The 14429-nt window shown below is 73.7% G+C and carries 12 protein-coding genes; 9 read left to right on the plus strand and 3 right to left on the minus strand.

All coding sequences use genetic code 11. From position 1 onward, the window contains the following. Positions 1–90 precede the first annotated feature (90 nt). From ACZ67Q_RS25430 to ACZ67Q_RS25440, 3 genes are read left to right on the plus strand one after another with little or no spacing between them, the layout of a single operon-like run. Positions 91–2073, plus strand: coding sequence for an alpha-1,4-glucan--maltose-1-phosphate maltosyltransferase (locus tag ACZ67Q_RS25430; RefSeq protein WP_471186108.1), 1983 nt, complete (start codon positions 91–93; stop codon positions 2071–2073). Beyond that, entirely contained in the window at positions 2070–3761 is a 1692-nt protein-coding gene (gene treS, locus ACZ67Q_RS25435; RefSeq protein ID WP_471186110.1) for a maltose alpha-D-glucosyltransferase, read from the plus strand. Before ACZ67Q_RS25430 ends, treS begins: the two co-directional genes overlap by 4 nt. Then, positions 3758–5083 (plus strand): maltokinase N-terminal cap-like domain-containing protein, encoded by a 1326-nt coding sequence (locus ACZ67Q_RS25440; protein WP_471186112.1) that lies wholly within the window; start codon positions 3758–3760, stop codon positions 5081–5083. The genes treS and ACZ67Q_RS25440 overlap by 4 nt, the downstream gene beginning before the upstream one ends. Here ACZ67Q_RS25440 and ACZ67Q_RS25445 read toward each other — a convergent pair. Both ACZ67Q_RS25445 and ACZ67Q_RS25450 read right to left on the minus strand, forming a co-directional pair. After that, positions 5008–5733: an HAD family hydrolase gene (locus ACZ67Q_RS25445; RefSeq protein ID WP_471186115.1), complete on the minus strand. Its 726-nt coding sequence runs from the start codon at positions 5731–5733 to the stop codon at positions 5008–5010. The two genes, ACZ67Q_RS25440 and ACZ67Q_RS25445, sit on opposite strands and share 76 nt — an antisense overlap. Then, the gene (locus ACZ67Q_RS25450; RefSeq protein ID WP_471186118.1) at positions 5730–6950 is read right to left on the minus strand and encodes an acyl-CoA dehydrogenase family protein; all 1221 of its coding nucleotides are present in this window, start codon (positions 6948–6950) and stop codon (positions 5730–5732) included. The genes ACZ67Q_RS25445 and ACZ67Q_RS25450 overlap by 4 nt, the downstream gene beginning before the upstream one ends. Before the next feature lie 158 nt (positions 6951–7108). On the opposite strand from ACZ67Q_RS25450, the gene ACZ67Q_RS25455 reads away from it, so the two are divergent. The 4 genes from ACZ67Q_RS25455 to ACZ67Q_RS25470 all read left to right on the plus strand — a co-directional run bounded on the left by ACZ67Q_RS25455 (position 7109) and on the right by ACZ67Q_RS25470 (position 11016). Continuing rightward, positions 7109–7723 carry a ScbR family autoregulator-binding transcription factor gene (locus ACZ67Q_RS25455; protein ID WP_471186121.1) on the plus strand — a complete coding sequence of 205 codons (615 nt, stop codon included), beginning with the start codon at positions 7109–7111 and terminating at the stop codon, positions 7721–7723. A gap of 277 nt (positions 7724–8000) precedes the next feature. Continuing rightward, entirely contained in the window at positions 8001–9053 is a 1053-nt protein-coding gene (locus ACZ67Q_RS25460; RefSeq protein WP_471186124.1) for a LacI family DNA-binding transcriptional regulator, read from the plus strand. Between the two features lie 269 nt (positions 9054–9322). Next, entirely contained in the window at positions 9323–9679 is a 357-nt protein-coding gene (locus ACZ67Q_RS25465) for a YciI family protein (RefSeq protein ID WP_471186126.1), read from the plus strand. Between the two features lie 44 nt (positions 9680–9723). Then, complete coding sequence (locus ACZ67Q_RS25470; protein ID WP_471186129.1) at positions 9724–11016, plus strand: RNA polymerase sigma factor; 1293 nt, start codon at positions 9724–9726, stop codon at positions 11014–11016. On the opposite strand, the gene ACZ67Q_RS25475 is transcribed toward ACZ67Q_RS25470, so the two are convergent. After that, on the minus strand, positions 11013–12182 hold the full coding sequence (locus ACZ67Q_RS25475; RefSeq protein ID WP_471186132.1) for a THUMP-like domain-containing protein: 1170 nt from the start codon (positions 12180–12182) through the stop codon (positions 11013–11015). The genes ACZ67Q_RS25470 and ACZ67Q_RS25475 overlap by 4 nt on opposite strands. Before the next feature lie 110 nt (positions 12183–12292). Here ACZ67Q_RS25475 and ACZ67Q_RS25480 point away from each other — a divergent pair, with 110 nt between their 5' ends. Both ACZ67Q_RS25480 and ACZ67Q_RS25485 read left to right on the plus strand, forming a co-directional pair. After that, positions 12293–13234 (plus strand): polysaccharide deacetylase family protein, encoded by a 942-nt coding sequence (locus ACZ67Q_RS25480; protein WP_471186135.1) that lies wholly within the window; start codon positions 12293–12295, stop codon positions 13232–13234. Next, a complete protein-coding gene (locus tag ACZ67Q_RS25485) occupies positions 13231–14088 on the plus strand; it encodes a polysaccharide deacetylase family protein (protein WP_471186138.1) in 858 nt (285 codons plus the stop codon). Before ACZ67Q_RS25480 ends, ACZ67Q_RS25485 begins: the two co-directional genes overlap by 4 nt. Positions 14089–14429: the final 341 nt, after the last annotated feature.

Genomic DNA, 14429 nt, shown 5'->3' on the forward strand with positions numbered 1-14429 from the left:
GGCGGGCGGTCCCGGGGAAATCCTTGTCCCCCGAATTCAGGCCGGGCCACGCTGAATGCCGCACTTGCCGGCGCACATCTGGAGGAAGCGTTGGACGGTCGAATAGCAATAGAGGACATATCGCCGGTGGTCGCCCGCGGGGCGTTCCCGGCCAAGGCCGTGACGGGGGAGCCGATCCCGGTGAGCGCCACGGTGTGGCGCGAGGGCCACGCGGCCGTCGCGGCCGAGGTGGTGCTGCGCGGCCCGTCGGGGCCGCCGCGGACCGTGCCGCTGCGCCTGGAGGACCCGGGGCTGGACCGGTGGGGGGCGACGGTGGTCGCCGACGCGCCGGGCCCGTGGACCTTCCAGGTCGTGGCCTGGAGCGACCCGTGGGCCACCTGGACGGCGGGGCTGCGGGCGAAGCTCGACGCGGGTGTCCGTGACCTCGGCAACGAACTGGAGGAAGGGGCCCGGCTGCTGGAGCGGGCGGCGGGCCCCGCCTGCACCGGGACACAGGGTGGCGGCCCCGAGGCCGGCCGTGTCCGGCTGCTGCGGTCGGCCGCCGCCGGCCTGCGCGACGCCGGCCGCACCCCCGCCCGGCGCGCCGAGGCCGCGCTGTCCGCAGCGGTGCAGCGGGCGATGGCCGAGGAAGGCCCCCGTGACCTGGTCACCCGGTCATCCGTGCACCGTCTGCGGGTGGACCGGCCGCGTGCCCTGTTCGGCAGCTGGTACGAGTTCTTCCCGCGCTCCACCGGCGGCCGGCGCGCCGACGGCACCGCCGTGCACGGCACCCTGCGCACCGCCGCCGCCGAACTTCCCCGGATCGCCGCTCTGGGCTTCGACGTGGTCTACCTGCCGCCCGTCCACCCCATCGGCCGCGTCCACCGCAAGGGCCGCGACAACGCGCTGACGGCCGCGCCCGGCGACGTCGGCTCGCCCTGGGCGATCGGCTCGGCGGACGGCGGCCACGACGCCGTCCACCCCGACCTCGGCACACCGGAGGACTTCGCCCACTTCGTAGCCGAGGCCCGCGCGCACGGAATGGAGGTCGCCCTCGACCTGGCGTTGCAGTGCGCACCCGACCACCCCTGGGTGACCGAGCACCCCGAGTGGTTCACCCACCGCCCCGACGGGTCCATCGCCTACGCGGAGAACCCGCCGAAGAAGTACCAGGACATCTATCCCCTGGACTTCGACCGTGCCCCGGAATCCCTTTACGCGGAAATCCTGCGCATCGTGCGGCTGTGGATCCACCGCGGCGTCCGCATCTTCCGTGTCGACAATCCGCACACCAAACCGGCGGCATTCTGGACCCGCCTTCTCGACGAGATCCACCGGGAATTCCCGGATGTGTTCTTCCTCGCCGAGGCGTTCACCCGGCCCGCCGTCCTGAAAGGGCTGGCCCGCCGTGGATTCGCCCAGTCCTACACCTACTTCACCTGGCGCGAGACGAAGCAGGAACTCACCGAATATCTGACGGAACTCGTCGCCGACAGCGACTTCCTGCGCCCCAACTTCTTCGTGAACACCCCGGACATCCTGCCGGTGCATCTGCAGACCGGCGGCCCCGGCGCGTTCGCCGTGCGCGCCGCACTCGCCGCGACCCTCTCGCCCAGCTGGGGCGTGTACGCCGGCTACGAGCTGTACGAGAACGAGCCCCTGCGCCCCGCCGGCGCCTGCGAGGAGTACGCCCACTCGGAGAAGTACGAGCTGCGTCCCCGCGACTGGGCCGCCGCCCGCGCCGCCGGACGTTCCCTGGAGCCCTGGCTCACCCTCCTCAACACCGTGCGCCGCGCCCACCCGGCGCTCCAGCAGCTGCGCACCCTGCGTTTCCACCCCACGGACAACGACGCCCTGATCGCCTACTCCAAGACCGACCCGGCCACCGGCGACACCGTGCTGTGCGTGGTCGGTCTCACCCCGGACGCCCCGGAGAAGGGCACCGTGACGCTCGACCCGGAGGTGCTCCAGCCGCCCGCGCAGCCCGTCGCCGACGCCGTCACCGGCGAACGCGTGCCGCTGACGGACCGGTTCGCCGTGATGACCGACCCGGCCTCGGCCCCCGCCCGCATCCTCACCTGGAGGCAGCAGTGACCATCGACAACACGGTGACCCCCGACTGGTTCAAGCGGGCGGTCTTCTACGAGGTGCTCGTCCGCTCCTTCCAGGACAGCGACGGCGACGGGGTCGGCGACCTCAAGGGCCTGACCGCCAAACTCGACTACCTCACCTGGCTCGGCGTGGACTGCCTGTGGCTGCCGCCGTTCTTCAAGTCGCCGCTCAGGGACGGAGGTTACGACGTCTCCGGCTACCGGGAGGTGCTGCCGGAGTTCGGCACCGCCGAGGACTTCCGCACGCTCCTGACCGAGGCGCACGCGCGCGGCATCCGCGTCATCATCGACATGGTCATGAACCACACCAGCGACCAGCACCCCTGGTTCCAGGAGTCGAGGCGCGACCCCGACGGCCCCTACGGCGACTACTACATGTGGGCCGACCACGACAAGGGCTATCCGGACGCCCGGATCATCTTCGTCGACACCGAGACCTCCAACTGGGCCTACGACCAGGTGCGCGGCCAGTACTACTTCCACCGGTTCTTCTCCCACCAGCCCGACCTCAACTACGAGAACCCGCGCGTGCAGGAGGAGATGCTGGACAACCTGCGCTACTGGCTGGACCTCGGCGTCGACGGCTTCCGGCTGGACGCGGTGCCGTACCTCCACGCGCAGGAGGGCACCAACTGCGAGAACCTGCCCGCCACGCACGCGTTCCTGAAGCGGGTGCGAGAGGTGGTCGACACCGAGTACCCCGGCCGGGTGCTGCTGGCCGAGGCCAACCAGTGGCCGGAGGACGTCGTCGACTACTTCGGCGACTACGAGCGGGGCGGTGACGAATGCCACATGGCGTTCCACTTCCCGCTCATGCCGCGCCTGTTCATGGCGGTCCGCCAGGGCTCGCGCTACCCGGTCTCGGAGATCCTCGCCTCCACGCCCAAGATCCCGTCCGGCTGCCAGTGGGGCATCTTCCTGCGCAACCACGACGAGCTGACCCTGGAGATGGTCACCGACGAGGAGCGCGACTACATGTACGCGGAGTACGCCAAGGACCCGCGCATGCGGGCCAACATCGGCATCCGCCGCCGGCTCGCGCCCCTGCTCAACAACGACCGCAAGCAGATCGAGCTGTTCACCGCCCTGCTGCTGTCCCTTCCCGGCTCGCCGATCCTGTACTACGGCGACGAGATCGGCATGGGCGACAACATCTGGCTCGGCGACCGCGACAGCGTGCGCACCCCCATGCAGTGGGCGCCCGACCGCAACGCCGGCTTCTCCACGGCCGACCCCGGCCGCCTCACCCTCCCGGCCGTGATGGACCCGGTGTACGGCTACCAGAGCGTCAACGTCGAAAGCCAGCTGGACAACCCCTCCTCACTGCTGCACTGGACCCGGGAGATGCTCGCGGGACGCCGCCGGCACGCCGCGTTCGGACTCGGCGAGTTCGCCGAGGTGGAGGTCGACAACCCGGCCGTCTTCGCCTTCGTCCGCCACTACACGGCCCCCGACGGCACCCGCTCCCAGGTGCTGTGCGTCAACAACCTCTCCCGCCACGCCCAACCCGCCGAACTGGACCTGCGCGCCTACGCCGGCATCACCCCGGTCGAGGTGCGCGGCGGCGCCCGCTACCCCGTCATCGGGTCCACGCCCTACCGGCTCAGCATCGGCGGCCACGGCTTCCACTGGTTCTGCATCTGCCCCGACGAGGACCGGAGGCCGGTGTGAGCGACGCCGCCCTCACCGCCGTACCGCCGGTCGACGGCGCGCGCCTTCAGCGGGCGCTCGCCGCCTGGCTGCCCGGGCAGCGCTGGTACGCCGGCAAGGACCGGCCGCTGCGCACGGCCCGTGTCACCGAGGTGTCCGCCGTGACGCCGCACGGCATGATCCTGCTCGTCGAGGCCGAGTACGCCGACGGCGGCCCCGGACAGCTCTACCAGGTGCCCATCGGCGTGCACCCGGCGAACGAGCCGCCCGACGGCGGGCACGTCATCGCCGTGCAGGACGAGGAGGCCGTCGTCGAGGGCATGAGCGACCCGGTCCTGGTTCGGGAACTGCTGCACCTGGTCGCCGGGGACAGCGACCACCCCCGGCTCGCCTTCCGCAGCGAACCGAACTGCGCGGCCTGGCCGCCGCGCGGCCGGGTCACCGACTGCCGGCCGCTCGGCGTCGAGCAGAGCAACACCTCGGTCGTCGCCGACGACCGCTACCTGCTGAAGGTCTTCCGCCAGCTGCACCCCGGCACCAACCCCGAACTCGAGCTCACCCGCGCCCTGCGGGCCGCCGGCAACCCGCACACCGCCCCGCTGTACGGCGCCGTCGAGACCGAACTGCCCGACGGCCCGGTCACGCTCGCCGTGGTCCAGGGCTTCCTGCCCGGTGCCGCCGACGGCTGGACCCGCGCGCTGGAAGCCGCCCGGGAGGACCGCGGTTTCGAGGGGGAGGCCTACGCCATGGGGCAGGCGGTGGCCGCCGTGCACCGCGACCTCGCCGCACGGCTCGGCTCCCGGCCGATGGACGAGGACCACCTCGCCGACCTCACCGCCGCCTTCCTCACCCGGCTCGAACAGGCCCTGGCCCATGTGCCCGAGCTGGCCCCGTACGAGGACGCGCTGCGCGCCGCCTACGCCGCCCTCGCTGACCTGCCGCCCGGGGCGACCGTGCAGCGGGTCCACGGCGACCTGCACCTGGGGCAGTTGCTGTGCACCGGCTCCACCTGGACGGTGATCGACTTCGAGGGCGAGCCGTCCTGCGCGATGGCGCTGCGCGCGGAACTCCACTCGCCGCTGCGGGACGTCGCCGGCATGCTGCGTTCCTTCGACTACGCGGCCGCCCACGGCGGCACCCGTGCCTGGTCGGCGGCGAGCCGGCGGTCCTTCTGCCGCGGCTACGCCCGGACCTCCGGCACGGACCCGTCCGTCCACGACCCGCTCCTGCGGGCGTACACCCTGGACAAGGCGGTGTACGAAACGGCCTACGAGCGGCGCAACCGGCCCGACTGGCTGCACATTCCGCTCGCGGCGATCGCCGGGCTCACGGCGGCGGGGTAGCCCAGCCGGGCGCGCAGCCTCGGGTCGTCGCCCACCTGGACCGGGTGGCCCACCTCGGTCAGCATCGGCAGGTCCGAGAGGTGGTCGCCGTACGCGTAGCAGTCGGCGGGGTGGATGTGCGGGTGCTCGGCGAGGACCGCGCGCACCGCCTGCCGCTTGGCCTCGCCGATCATGGGCGGACCGTGCAGGGTGCCCGTGTGCACGCCCCGGCGCACCCGGGGCGTGCTGCACAGCACGCGGGCGGCGCCCACCCGCTCGGCCAGCGGGTCGAGCACCGCGGGGAAGGAACCCGAGACCAGGACGACGGCCGCGCCCCGCCGCACGTGGTCGCGCAGGGCGGCCAGCGTCGGCGCGATGTAGAACCCGGGGTCGGCGGCGCGTGCCGCGCACCACCGCGCGCCCCAGTCGCGGACCGCCGCCGCGGACTCGCCCCGCCAGGCCCGGTAGTAGTGACGATTGGCCTCGGCCCGGGACGCGCCCCGGGCCAGGAGGCCGGTCAGCTCCTCACGGACGCCCGCGGCCCTGAGGGCGCCGCGGCGGCCGTACCGGCCCCGGAAGTAGTGGTCGAGGAACTCGAGCAGGCTCTTGGCGGTGACGAGGGTCTCGTCCACGTCGCTGAAGACCAGGTACTCCGGCCGCGCCCCGCTCATCCCGCCGCCGTCCCCGCGCGGGCTTCGCCGCCGTCGGCGAGGCGCCCACCGGCGCCGGAACCCGCCGCGTCCGGCAGGGCCGCCGCGTACGCCTGCGCGGCGGCGTCCGTGCGTAGAGCGCCGTGCGCGGCGACCGTGTGCACGTCCCGCCAGCACCGCTGGAGCGCGCCGCCCGCGTCGCGGGCCGCGCCGCCACCGGCCCTGAACAGCCGTTCCACGGCGGTGACCAGCGTCTCCACTCCATAGGCGGCGTCCCGCCGGTTGCGGGCGACGGCCGCCGCGTCGACCGGGCCCGCGTCCGCCCGGCCGATGGCCCGCCGCCACAGCAGGGCGACGGAGTCGATCTCGACGGCGGAGCGGGCGAGCGCGTCCTGCAGGGCCGGCGTGCCGTGCAGCGGGACGGTCCCGGCCGGCGTGGCGGCCGTCGCCCGCTCGGTGAAGGCGGCCAGCGCGTGCCGGGCGGCACCCAGCGCCGGCGCGGCGAACAGCAGCGGGCCCGGCAGATGGGCCGGGACGGTGTGGCATCGGGCGCCGGGCCCGGGCCCACCGTCGGTCAGCGCGGCGAACGGCACGCTGCGGTGGGCCGGCACGAAGACGTCGTCCACGCCGACGGCGTGGCTGCCGGTGGCCCGCAGCCCGGTGCCGTCCCACGTGTCGTGCACGGTGACGGCCGTACGCGGCACCGCGAACGCCCGTACCGGACCGGGCCCCTCGTCGGCCGGGGCCGCCAGCAGCACCCAGTCGGACCACTCGACGCCGCTAGCCATTCCCCAGCGGCCGGTCAGCCGCCAGCCGCCGGAGGCGGCGACCGCGCGCCCGGCCGGCGGAAGGACGGCGGCGGCGATCCGGACGGAGGGCGAGGCGGACCACACCTCGCGCCGGCCCTTCTCGGGCAGCCGGGCGGCGTAGCGGGCGTGCACCGCCCACAGCGTGGCGCACCAGGCGGCGGAGGGGCAGCCCTCGGCGACGGCGACGGCCGCGTCGAAGAGGTCGGTGAAGGTGCCCTCGGCGCCGCCGTGTTCGCGCGGGACGAAGTGGCGGGCGAAGCCGGCCGCGTCCAGCGCGGCGACGGTCTCCTCGCTCAGTCTCCGGCTGTCGTCGGCCCGTCGGGCTCCGGCGGCGGCCGTGGCCGCGGCGCGGGCGACCTCGGCGGGGGGCAGTGCGGGCCGCGGCCGGGGCGCGTGCGGGGTTCGGTCAACCAGGGTGAGGACGTGCATGTGCCGACTCCTTGGACCGTGGGGAAGCAGCTGCGTGAAATATACCTTCGCACATGAATTTTTTTAGGCCGTTTTTTCGGTCATCCGGCCATCGCCCTCGCCGTGGGCGGGCAGATAAAATACCTTCAAGAAGGTCTTCTTGAAGAAGCGAGGCAGCGATGGGCACGGACGAGACGGTGGCCGGTTCCCGGCGGCCCACGGCCACGCGGGGCCGGCCCCGGCAGGAGCGGGCCCTGCGCACGCGGGAGCAGGTGCTCCGGGCCGCCGCCCGGGCCTTCGCCGACGGCGGCTTCCCCGACGTGACCGTGCTGGACATCGCCGAGCACGCCGGGATGACCAAGGGCGCCGTCTACTTCCACTACGCGGGCAAGGAGCAGCTGGCCTCCGCCGTGTCGGAGGACTTCTACGGGCGGCTGCGCGCGCTCGCGGAGGAGGTCGAGGCCCTCGGGCTGCCGCCGCGCGAACGGGTCGTGGAGTTCCTGCTGCGCACGGCCGCCGCCTTCCGGGACGACGTCGTCATCCAGGCGGGGGCGCGCCTGCAGATCGAGCGCTCGCAGATCGGTTCCGCACTGCCCGAGCCCTACCGCGAGTACACCGACATCCTCGCCCGCTGGCTGGCCGAGGACACCCCCGAGGGCTGTGCGCCGGAGGCGCTCGCGCGGGTGCTGGTCTCCGCCGTCTTCGGCGCGCAGCACATCTCGTGGATCCTGCGCGGCCGCGCCGACATCCTGGAGCGGGTCCGGGAGATCACGGACGCGACGCTGGCGGTCTGAGCGGTCCGGGTCCCCTGCGGACCCCGCATCCGCGCCGTCGGCCGCCCGGACCAGCCGCGCGCGGCCGCCCGGACCAGCCGCGCCGCGCGGCCCTCTCTCCCCGGGAGCGAGGGTCTGTGGGGTGCGGGACGGCAGGTCCGGCGCGGGCCGGCCGGGGGCGAAGGTCCCCTCGGCCCGTCCGGCGCGAGCCGGGCAGGGGCCCGAGGGGGTCCACGCCCGGCGGTCCGGACCCGTAGGCAGTCGAATGTTTCGGGCGAGCGGGGATACGATCGCCGCCATGACAGCCTCGGAATCCGCCGGAACGCAGACCACAGGCCGGTCCGGCCGCACCGCGACGCTCGCCGAGATCGCCCGTGAGGCCGGCGTGTCGGCCCCGACCGTCTCGAAGGTCCTCAACGGCCGTGCCGACGTCGCCCCGGCCACCCGGACCCGGGTCGAGGAACTGCTGCGGGCCCACGGCTACCGGCGCCGGCGGGCCGAGGCAAGCCGCTCCCCGCTGATCGACCTGGTCTTCCACGAGCTGGAGAGCGCCTGGGCGATGGAGGTCATCCGGGGTGTGGAGAACGTCGCCCGCGATGCCGGACTGAGCGTCGTGCTCAGCGAGAGCGCCGGGCGGCTCACCCCCGGGCGGACCTGGGCCGACCAGGTCGCCGCGCGCCGCCCGCACGGCGTGATCCTTGTGCTGTCCGACCTCGACGAGTCCCAGCGGGCCCTGCTGACCAGCCGCTCCATCCCGTTCGTGGTGATGGACCCGGCCGGGGACCCCGGCGCCGACGTGCCCTCCATCGGCGCCACCAACTGGCAGGGAGGCCTCGCCGCCACCCGCCACCTGATCGATCTCGGCCACACGCGGATCGGCGCGCTCAGCGGACCGAAGCGGATGATGTGCAGCCGCGCCCGCGTCGACGGCTACCGGGCCGCTCTGGAGACCGCCGGACTGCCCGTCGACCCGGCGCTGATCAAAACGGGCGACTTCCACCACGAGACCGGCTACCGGCTCGGCCGGGAGCTGCTGCGGCTGCCCGAGCGGCCCACGGCCGTCTTCGCCGGCAACGATCTCCAGGCGCTCGGCCTGTACGAGGCCGCGCGCGAGCTGGGCCTGCGCATCCCCGGTGATCTCAGTGTCGTCGGCTTCGACGACCTGCCGGTGGCCCGCTGGGTCGGGCCGCCGCTGACGACGGTGCGGCAGCCGCTGACCGAGATGGCCGAGGCGGCGGCCCGGCTGGTGCTGGAGCTGGGACGCGGGGACGGGACACCGGCGGCCACCCGGGTGGAGCTGGCGACCAGCCTGGAGGTACGGGCGAGCACCGGGGCCCCGGGTGGCCGGTAGGTGACGTATTGACCCGTGGAGCGGGTGCCCCACGCACCTCCGAAGTCAATCGGTTGCACAACCGAAACTTTCGGCGAGCCTTCGTCACATGAGCGTCGCACCTCCTCGGTCCGGGGGCCGGGGAGGGGCCCCTGGGCAGGGGCCGGGAAAGGGGCGCGGAAATCTCCCGGGAAAAAAATCCGGCGCGGGTGTCGATCCCGTCGTCCGCCGTTCGACGCAGGGGTGAGAGGCCGGGAAGGACCCGGCCGAACGGACACCGAGGAGGCGTCATGCCCCGCTACCTGTCGCTCGTGCGGATCGACGAGAACAACACGCCCGCCGGGGGCCCCAGCCCCGAGCTGATGCAGCGCATGGGGGAGCTGATCGAGGAGATCACCAAGGCGGGTGTCATGCTCGCCACCGACGGGCTGACGCCGTCCGCGCAGGGCAAGCGGGTCCACTGGGAGGGCGGCGAGATCTCTGTCACCGACGGGCCGTTCACCGAGACCAAGGAGGTCGTCGGCGGCTACGCGATCATGCAGTGCAAGGACATGGCCGAGGCCGTCGAGTGGACCAAGCGGTTCCTGAAGGTGCACGAGGAGTTCTGGACGGTCACCTGCGAGGTCCGCGAAATCGCCGAAGGCTGACGTCCGCTTGGCGTGGGCCGGTGAGCGGTGTTCGATGGTGGGCTGTGGAGGAGCAGCCCATCATCGAGCCGCGCAGCGCCATCGAGACCGTCTTCCGGATGGAGTTCCCGCGCGTCATCGCCGCGGTCACCCGTGTCGTCCGGGACATAGGCATCGCCGAGGAGCTCGCCCAGGACGCCCTCGTCGCCGCCCTGGAGCAGTGGCCGCGCGACGGCGTGCCCGACAACCCGGGCGCCTGGCTGACCACCGCCGCCCGCCGCCGTGCCGTCGACCTGATCCGGCGCCGGGAGAGCTACGCCCGCAAGCTTCAGGAGATCGGCCGCGGCCTCGACACGACGGTCCCGCCCGAGGAGCCCGCCGACCCGGACGACATCGACGACGACCTGCTCCGGCTCGTCTTCACCGCCTGCCACCCGGTGCTGTCCGCCGAGGCCCGCATCGCCCTCACCCTGCGCCTGCTCGGCGGTCTGAGCACCGCCGAGATCGCCCGCGCGTTCCTGGTGCCGGAGCCGACGGTCGCCCAGCGGATCGTGCGCGCCAAACGCACCCTGGCCACGAAGAACGTCGCCTTCGAGGTCCCCTACGGCCCCGACCGCGCGGCCCGCCTGGGCTCGGTCCTCGACGTCATCTACCTGGTCTTCAACGAGGGGTACGCGGCCACCGCGGGCGACGACTGGCTGCGTCCGTCGCTGTGCGAGGACGCGCTGCGGCTCGCCCGGCAACTCGCCCAGCTGATGCCCAAGGAACCCGAGGTGCACGGGCTCGCCGCGCTGCTGGAGTTCCAGGCCGCCCGCGCCGCCGCCCGCACCGGCCCGAACGGCGAGCCGGTCCTGCTCGCGGACCAGAACCGCAGCCGCTGGAACCGTCTGTTCATCGCCCGGGGTGTCGCCGCCCTGGAGCGCGCCGAGGCCACGGCTGCCGGCTCTCCCGGGCCGTACGCCCTCCAGGCGGCCATCGCGGCATGCCACGCCCGCGCCCACACCTACGAGGAGACCGACTGGGCGTCCATCGCGACCCTGTACGGCCTGCTCGCCGCCCGCGCCCCCTCGCCGGTGGTGGAACTGAACCGGGCGGTGGCCGTGTCCATGGCGGACGGCCCGGGCCCCGCCCTGGAGATCGTCGACGGCCTCGCCGACCGGCTGCGCGACTACCACCTCCTGCCCAGCGTCCGCGGTGACCTGCTGCAACGCCTCGGGCGTACGGAGCAGGCGCGCGCGGAGTTCGAACGGGCCGCGTCCCTGACGGCCAACGAGCGGGAGCGTGAGCTGCTCCAGCGGCGCGCGGCGGAGTGCGGTGCGGCCCCGAGGGGCCGGGAGGCTCCCGACGACCGCACCTAGGCCGGCCGGCCGAGCAGCATGGTCGGGGCGCCCGCCACCCGGGTGAGGAAGACGGTGACCGCCCGGGACCCGTGCGGCTTGGGGAGGACCTTGCGGCGCAGCTCCTCCGGCTCGACCGCCGAGCCCCGCTTCTTCACCGTCAGCACACCCACCTGGCGCTCCCGCAGCAGCGCCCTCAACTTCTTCACGTTGAAGGGGAGTTGGTCGGTGATCTCGTAGGCGGAGGCGTACGGCGTCGAGTGCGGCTCGTCGGACGTGACGTAGGCGATCGTCGCGTCCAGCAGCCCGCCGCCGACCTGTTGGGCCACCTCGGCGACCAGATGCGCGCGGATGACGGCGCCGTCGGGCTCGTAGAGGTAGCGCCCGACGGGACGGACGGCCGGGTCGGGCAGTCCGCGGCCGGACAGGGTGTACGGCCCCGGCAGCAGCGTCGCCCGGACCGCGCCCGGCGCGCCGGTGCCGAACCACAGCACCGCCTCCTTCACGTCGCCGCTGTCGGAGATCCACTCTGCCTCGGCCTCGGCGGGCACCGCGTCGTGCGGAACGCCGGGGGCGATCTTCAGCGCGGCGTGCGGGGCCTTGAGCGCCGCCTGCACGGCCCAGGACAGGGGCGGTGAGTACGCCTCGGGGTCGAAGATGCGGCCGCGTCCGCCGCGCCGGGCGGGGTCGACGAACACCGCGTCGTATCCGCTGGTGTCGACCTCGGTGACGTCCGCCTCCCGCACCTCGATGAGGTCGCCGAGCCCGAGCGCCTCGGCGTTGGCGCGGGCCGCCGCCGCGGTCAGCGGGTCGCGGTCCACGGCGAGGACGCGGATCCCGGCGCGGGCGAGCGCGAGCGCGTCGCCGCCGATGCCCGAGCACAGGTCGGCGACAGAGGTGACGCCCAGGTCCTTCATCCGGGCCGCCCGGTACGCGGCGACGCTCGCCCGTGTCGACTGCTCGACGCCGTTGGGTGTGAAGAACATCCGCGCGGCGTCCTCGGCCCCGAACTTCGCCACCGCCCGCTGCCGCAGCCGCGCCTGGCCGAGTGCGGCCGACACCAGCTCCGCCGGGTGGTCCCGGCGGAGCCGGGTGGCGACGGCGAGCTCGTCGGCGGGGTCGGTGTCACGCACCTGGTCGAGCAGGGCGCGGCCTTCGGGGGTGAGGAGGGGCGCGAGGTCGTTCACCGGGTCATTGTCGGGCAGGGGGGCGGGGTGTGGGCCACTCGGTGGATGGTGGGCGGCCGGTGGTGGTGTCGGGGCGGCCCGTCGAGGGCGGGCTGCGAAGATCCGAGCCCATGGGAGTAGTCGTACAAAATGACAAATATCGGGTGGGTCGGCGTGGAGTCCTGCGCGGCTCCCTGGCCGTGCTCGCCGCCACCGCCCTCGCCTCCGGCTGCGCCGCGGGCACGGGCGCCACGGGGTCCCGGGTCGACCCGGCCGCCGGTCAGCAGCAGGCCCTGCACGCGCCCCCGGCGCGCGCCCTCGACTCCTACGCCACCAAGCTGCGCGTCGAGTACGCCGCGCGGGTGGCGGCCGCCAAGCGCTGGGGTCTGTCCAAGGTCCCGCTGACCGCTCCGGCGCCGCCCCGGCAGAAGCCCCGGATCCACACCCGCCAGGGCTTCGAGGTCGACGACCAGGAGGAACTGGGCCTGCCGCCCGTCTTCACCCGGATCCCGACCGACCAGAAGATCGTCTTCCTCACCATCGACGACGGCGCCGAGAAGGACCCCGCGTTCCTGCGCATGATGAGCGACCTGCGCATCCCGTACACGGCCTTCCTCAGCAACTACCTGATCAAGAACGACTACGGCTACTTCAAGAAGATGCAGGCGCGGGGGGTGACGCTGAACAACCACACCCTGCACCACCCATATCTGCCGGGGCTGTCCTACGCCCAGCAGAAGCACGAGATCTGCGACATGCAGGACATCATCGAGAAGCAGTACGGCAAGCGGCCGACCGTCTTCCGGCCGCCGTACGGCAACTACAACCAGGACACGCTGCGTGCCGCCAAGTCCTGCGGGATCAAGTACGCCCCGCTCTGGGACGAGGAGGTCTTCGTCGACCACTGGGAGTACCGCGAGGTGGACCAGGACCTCCACCCCGGCGACATCGTCCTGACGCACTTCCGCGGCCGGGACGACTGGAAGGGCACGATGCCCGACATGGTCCGCCGGTTCCTGAAGAAGGTGACGGACAAGGGGTACGCGGTGGCCCGCCTGGAGGACTACCTGTGAGGACGCGGGGGCGGGGGCCGCTGGCCGTTCTGCTGGCCGCGGTCTGTTCGGCGGCGGTCTGTCTGGCGGGGTGCGCGCAGTCGGTGGACCCGATCGAACGGCTCGGCAAGAAGACGGCGGAACGGGTGGGCACGCACCGTCCCGCCGCCCGGCCGGCGTACCGGCGCTGGGGTCTTTCACGGCCCCTGGCTCCCGCGCCGTCCGCTTCGCGCGGGCGCGTCGGCCGGGTCCTCGGCGGGGCGGGATCCGGATCCGGTCTGCCGCTGGTCGTCGACCGGGTGCCGACGCGCGACAAGGTCGTCTTTCTGACGTACGACGACGGGGCCGAGCGGGACCCCCGGTTCGTCGACCTGGTGCGGGAACTGCGGCTGCCGGTGGGGATGTTCCTCACGGACAGTGTGGTCGGGCCGGGGGCCGGGCCGGGCCACGCGCACTTCGCGCGGCTGCGGGCGGTCGGGGCGTCGCTGGAGAACCACACGCTCGACCACCCCGCGATGCGGGGCCTGCCGTACGCCGGGCAGCGGGCGGAGATCTGCGGGCAGCAGCGCAAGCTGCGCGCCCGGTTCGGGGTGCGGCCGCGGCTGTTCCGGCCGCCGTACGGCACGTACGACGCGACGACGTTGCGGGCGGCGGGGGACTGCGGGATCTCGGCGGTGGTGCTGTGGCGGGTGTCGGTGGGCGGTGACGGGGGGTTGTCGTACGTCGCGGGGGAGCGGCGGTTGGGGCCGGGGGACATCATCGCGGTGGATCCGGACGAGACGACGGGGCCGTTGCTGCGGGAGCGGACGGTGCGGTTGCTGCGGGAGATCCAGGCCGGGGGGCTGACGGTGGGGAGGCTGGAGGACTACCTGTAGGCGTTGCGGGTGGTCGCGGGTGCGTGTGCCTGCGGCGCCGGGTGCGTGTCGTGTGCGGGTGCGTGTGCCTGCGGCGCCGGGTGCGTTGTCGTGTGCGGGTGCGTGTGCCTGCGGCGCCGGGTGCGTTGTCGTCTGCGGGTGCGTTGTGGCTGGTCGCGCCGTTCCCCGCGCCCCTTTTTTGCCTGCGGCGGCCCGTTGCCGTCTCGTCGTGGCGTGCCTGGCGCCTACGGCCGGTTCGTGAGCCGGGGCCGGGGTGGGGGGTGTCCGTCCTCGGTCCGGCCGCCCGTCCCCGACGAGGGCACCCTGTGCCGGTGCCGGACGCTGCGGGCGGACACCCCCCA

Source organism: Streptomyces sp. NPDC036813 (genome assembly GCF_055609245.1).

Excerpts from the sequence above, each read along its gene's own strand:
- ACZ67Q_RS25450 (WP_471186118.1), bottom strand. The coding sequence starts at position 6,950 with ATGCACGTCCTCACCCTGGTTGACCGAACCCCGCACGCGCCCCGGCCG.
- ACZ67Q_RS25465 (WP_471186126.1), top strand. The coding sequence starts at position 9,323 with ATGCCCCGCTACCTGTCGCTCGTGCGGATCGACGAGAACAACACGCCC.
- ACZ67Q_RS25480 (WP_471186135.1), top strand. The coding sequence starts at position 12,293 with ATGGGAGTAGTCGTACAAAATGACAAATATCGGGTGGGTCGGCGTGGA.
- ACZ67Q_RS25455 (WP_471186121.1), top strand. The coding sequence starts at position 7,109 with ATGGGCACGGACGAGACGGTGGCCGGTTCCCGGCGGCCCACGGCCACG.
- ACZ67Q_RS25445 (WP_471186115.1), bottom strand. The coding sequence starts at position 5,733 with ATGAGCGGGGCGCGGCCGGAGTACCTGGTCTTCAGCGACGTGGACGAG.
- ACZ67Q_RS25460 (WP_471186124.1), top strand. The coding sequence starts at position 8,001 with ATGACAGCCTCGGAATCCGCCGGAACGCAGACCACAGGCCGGTCCGGC.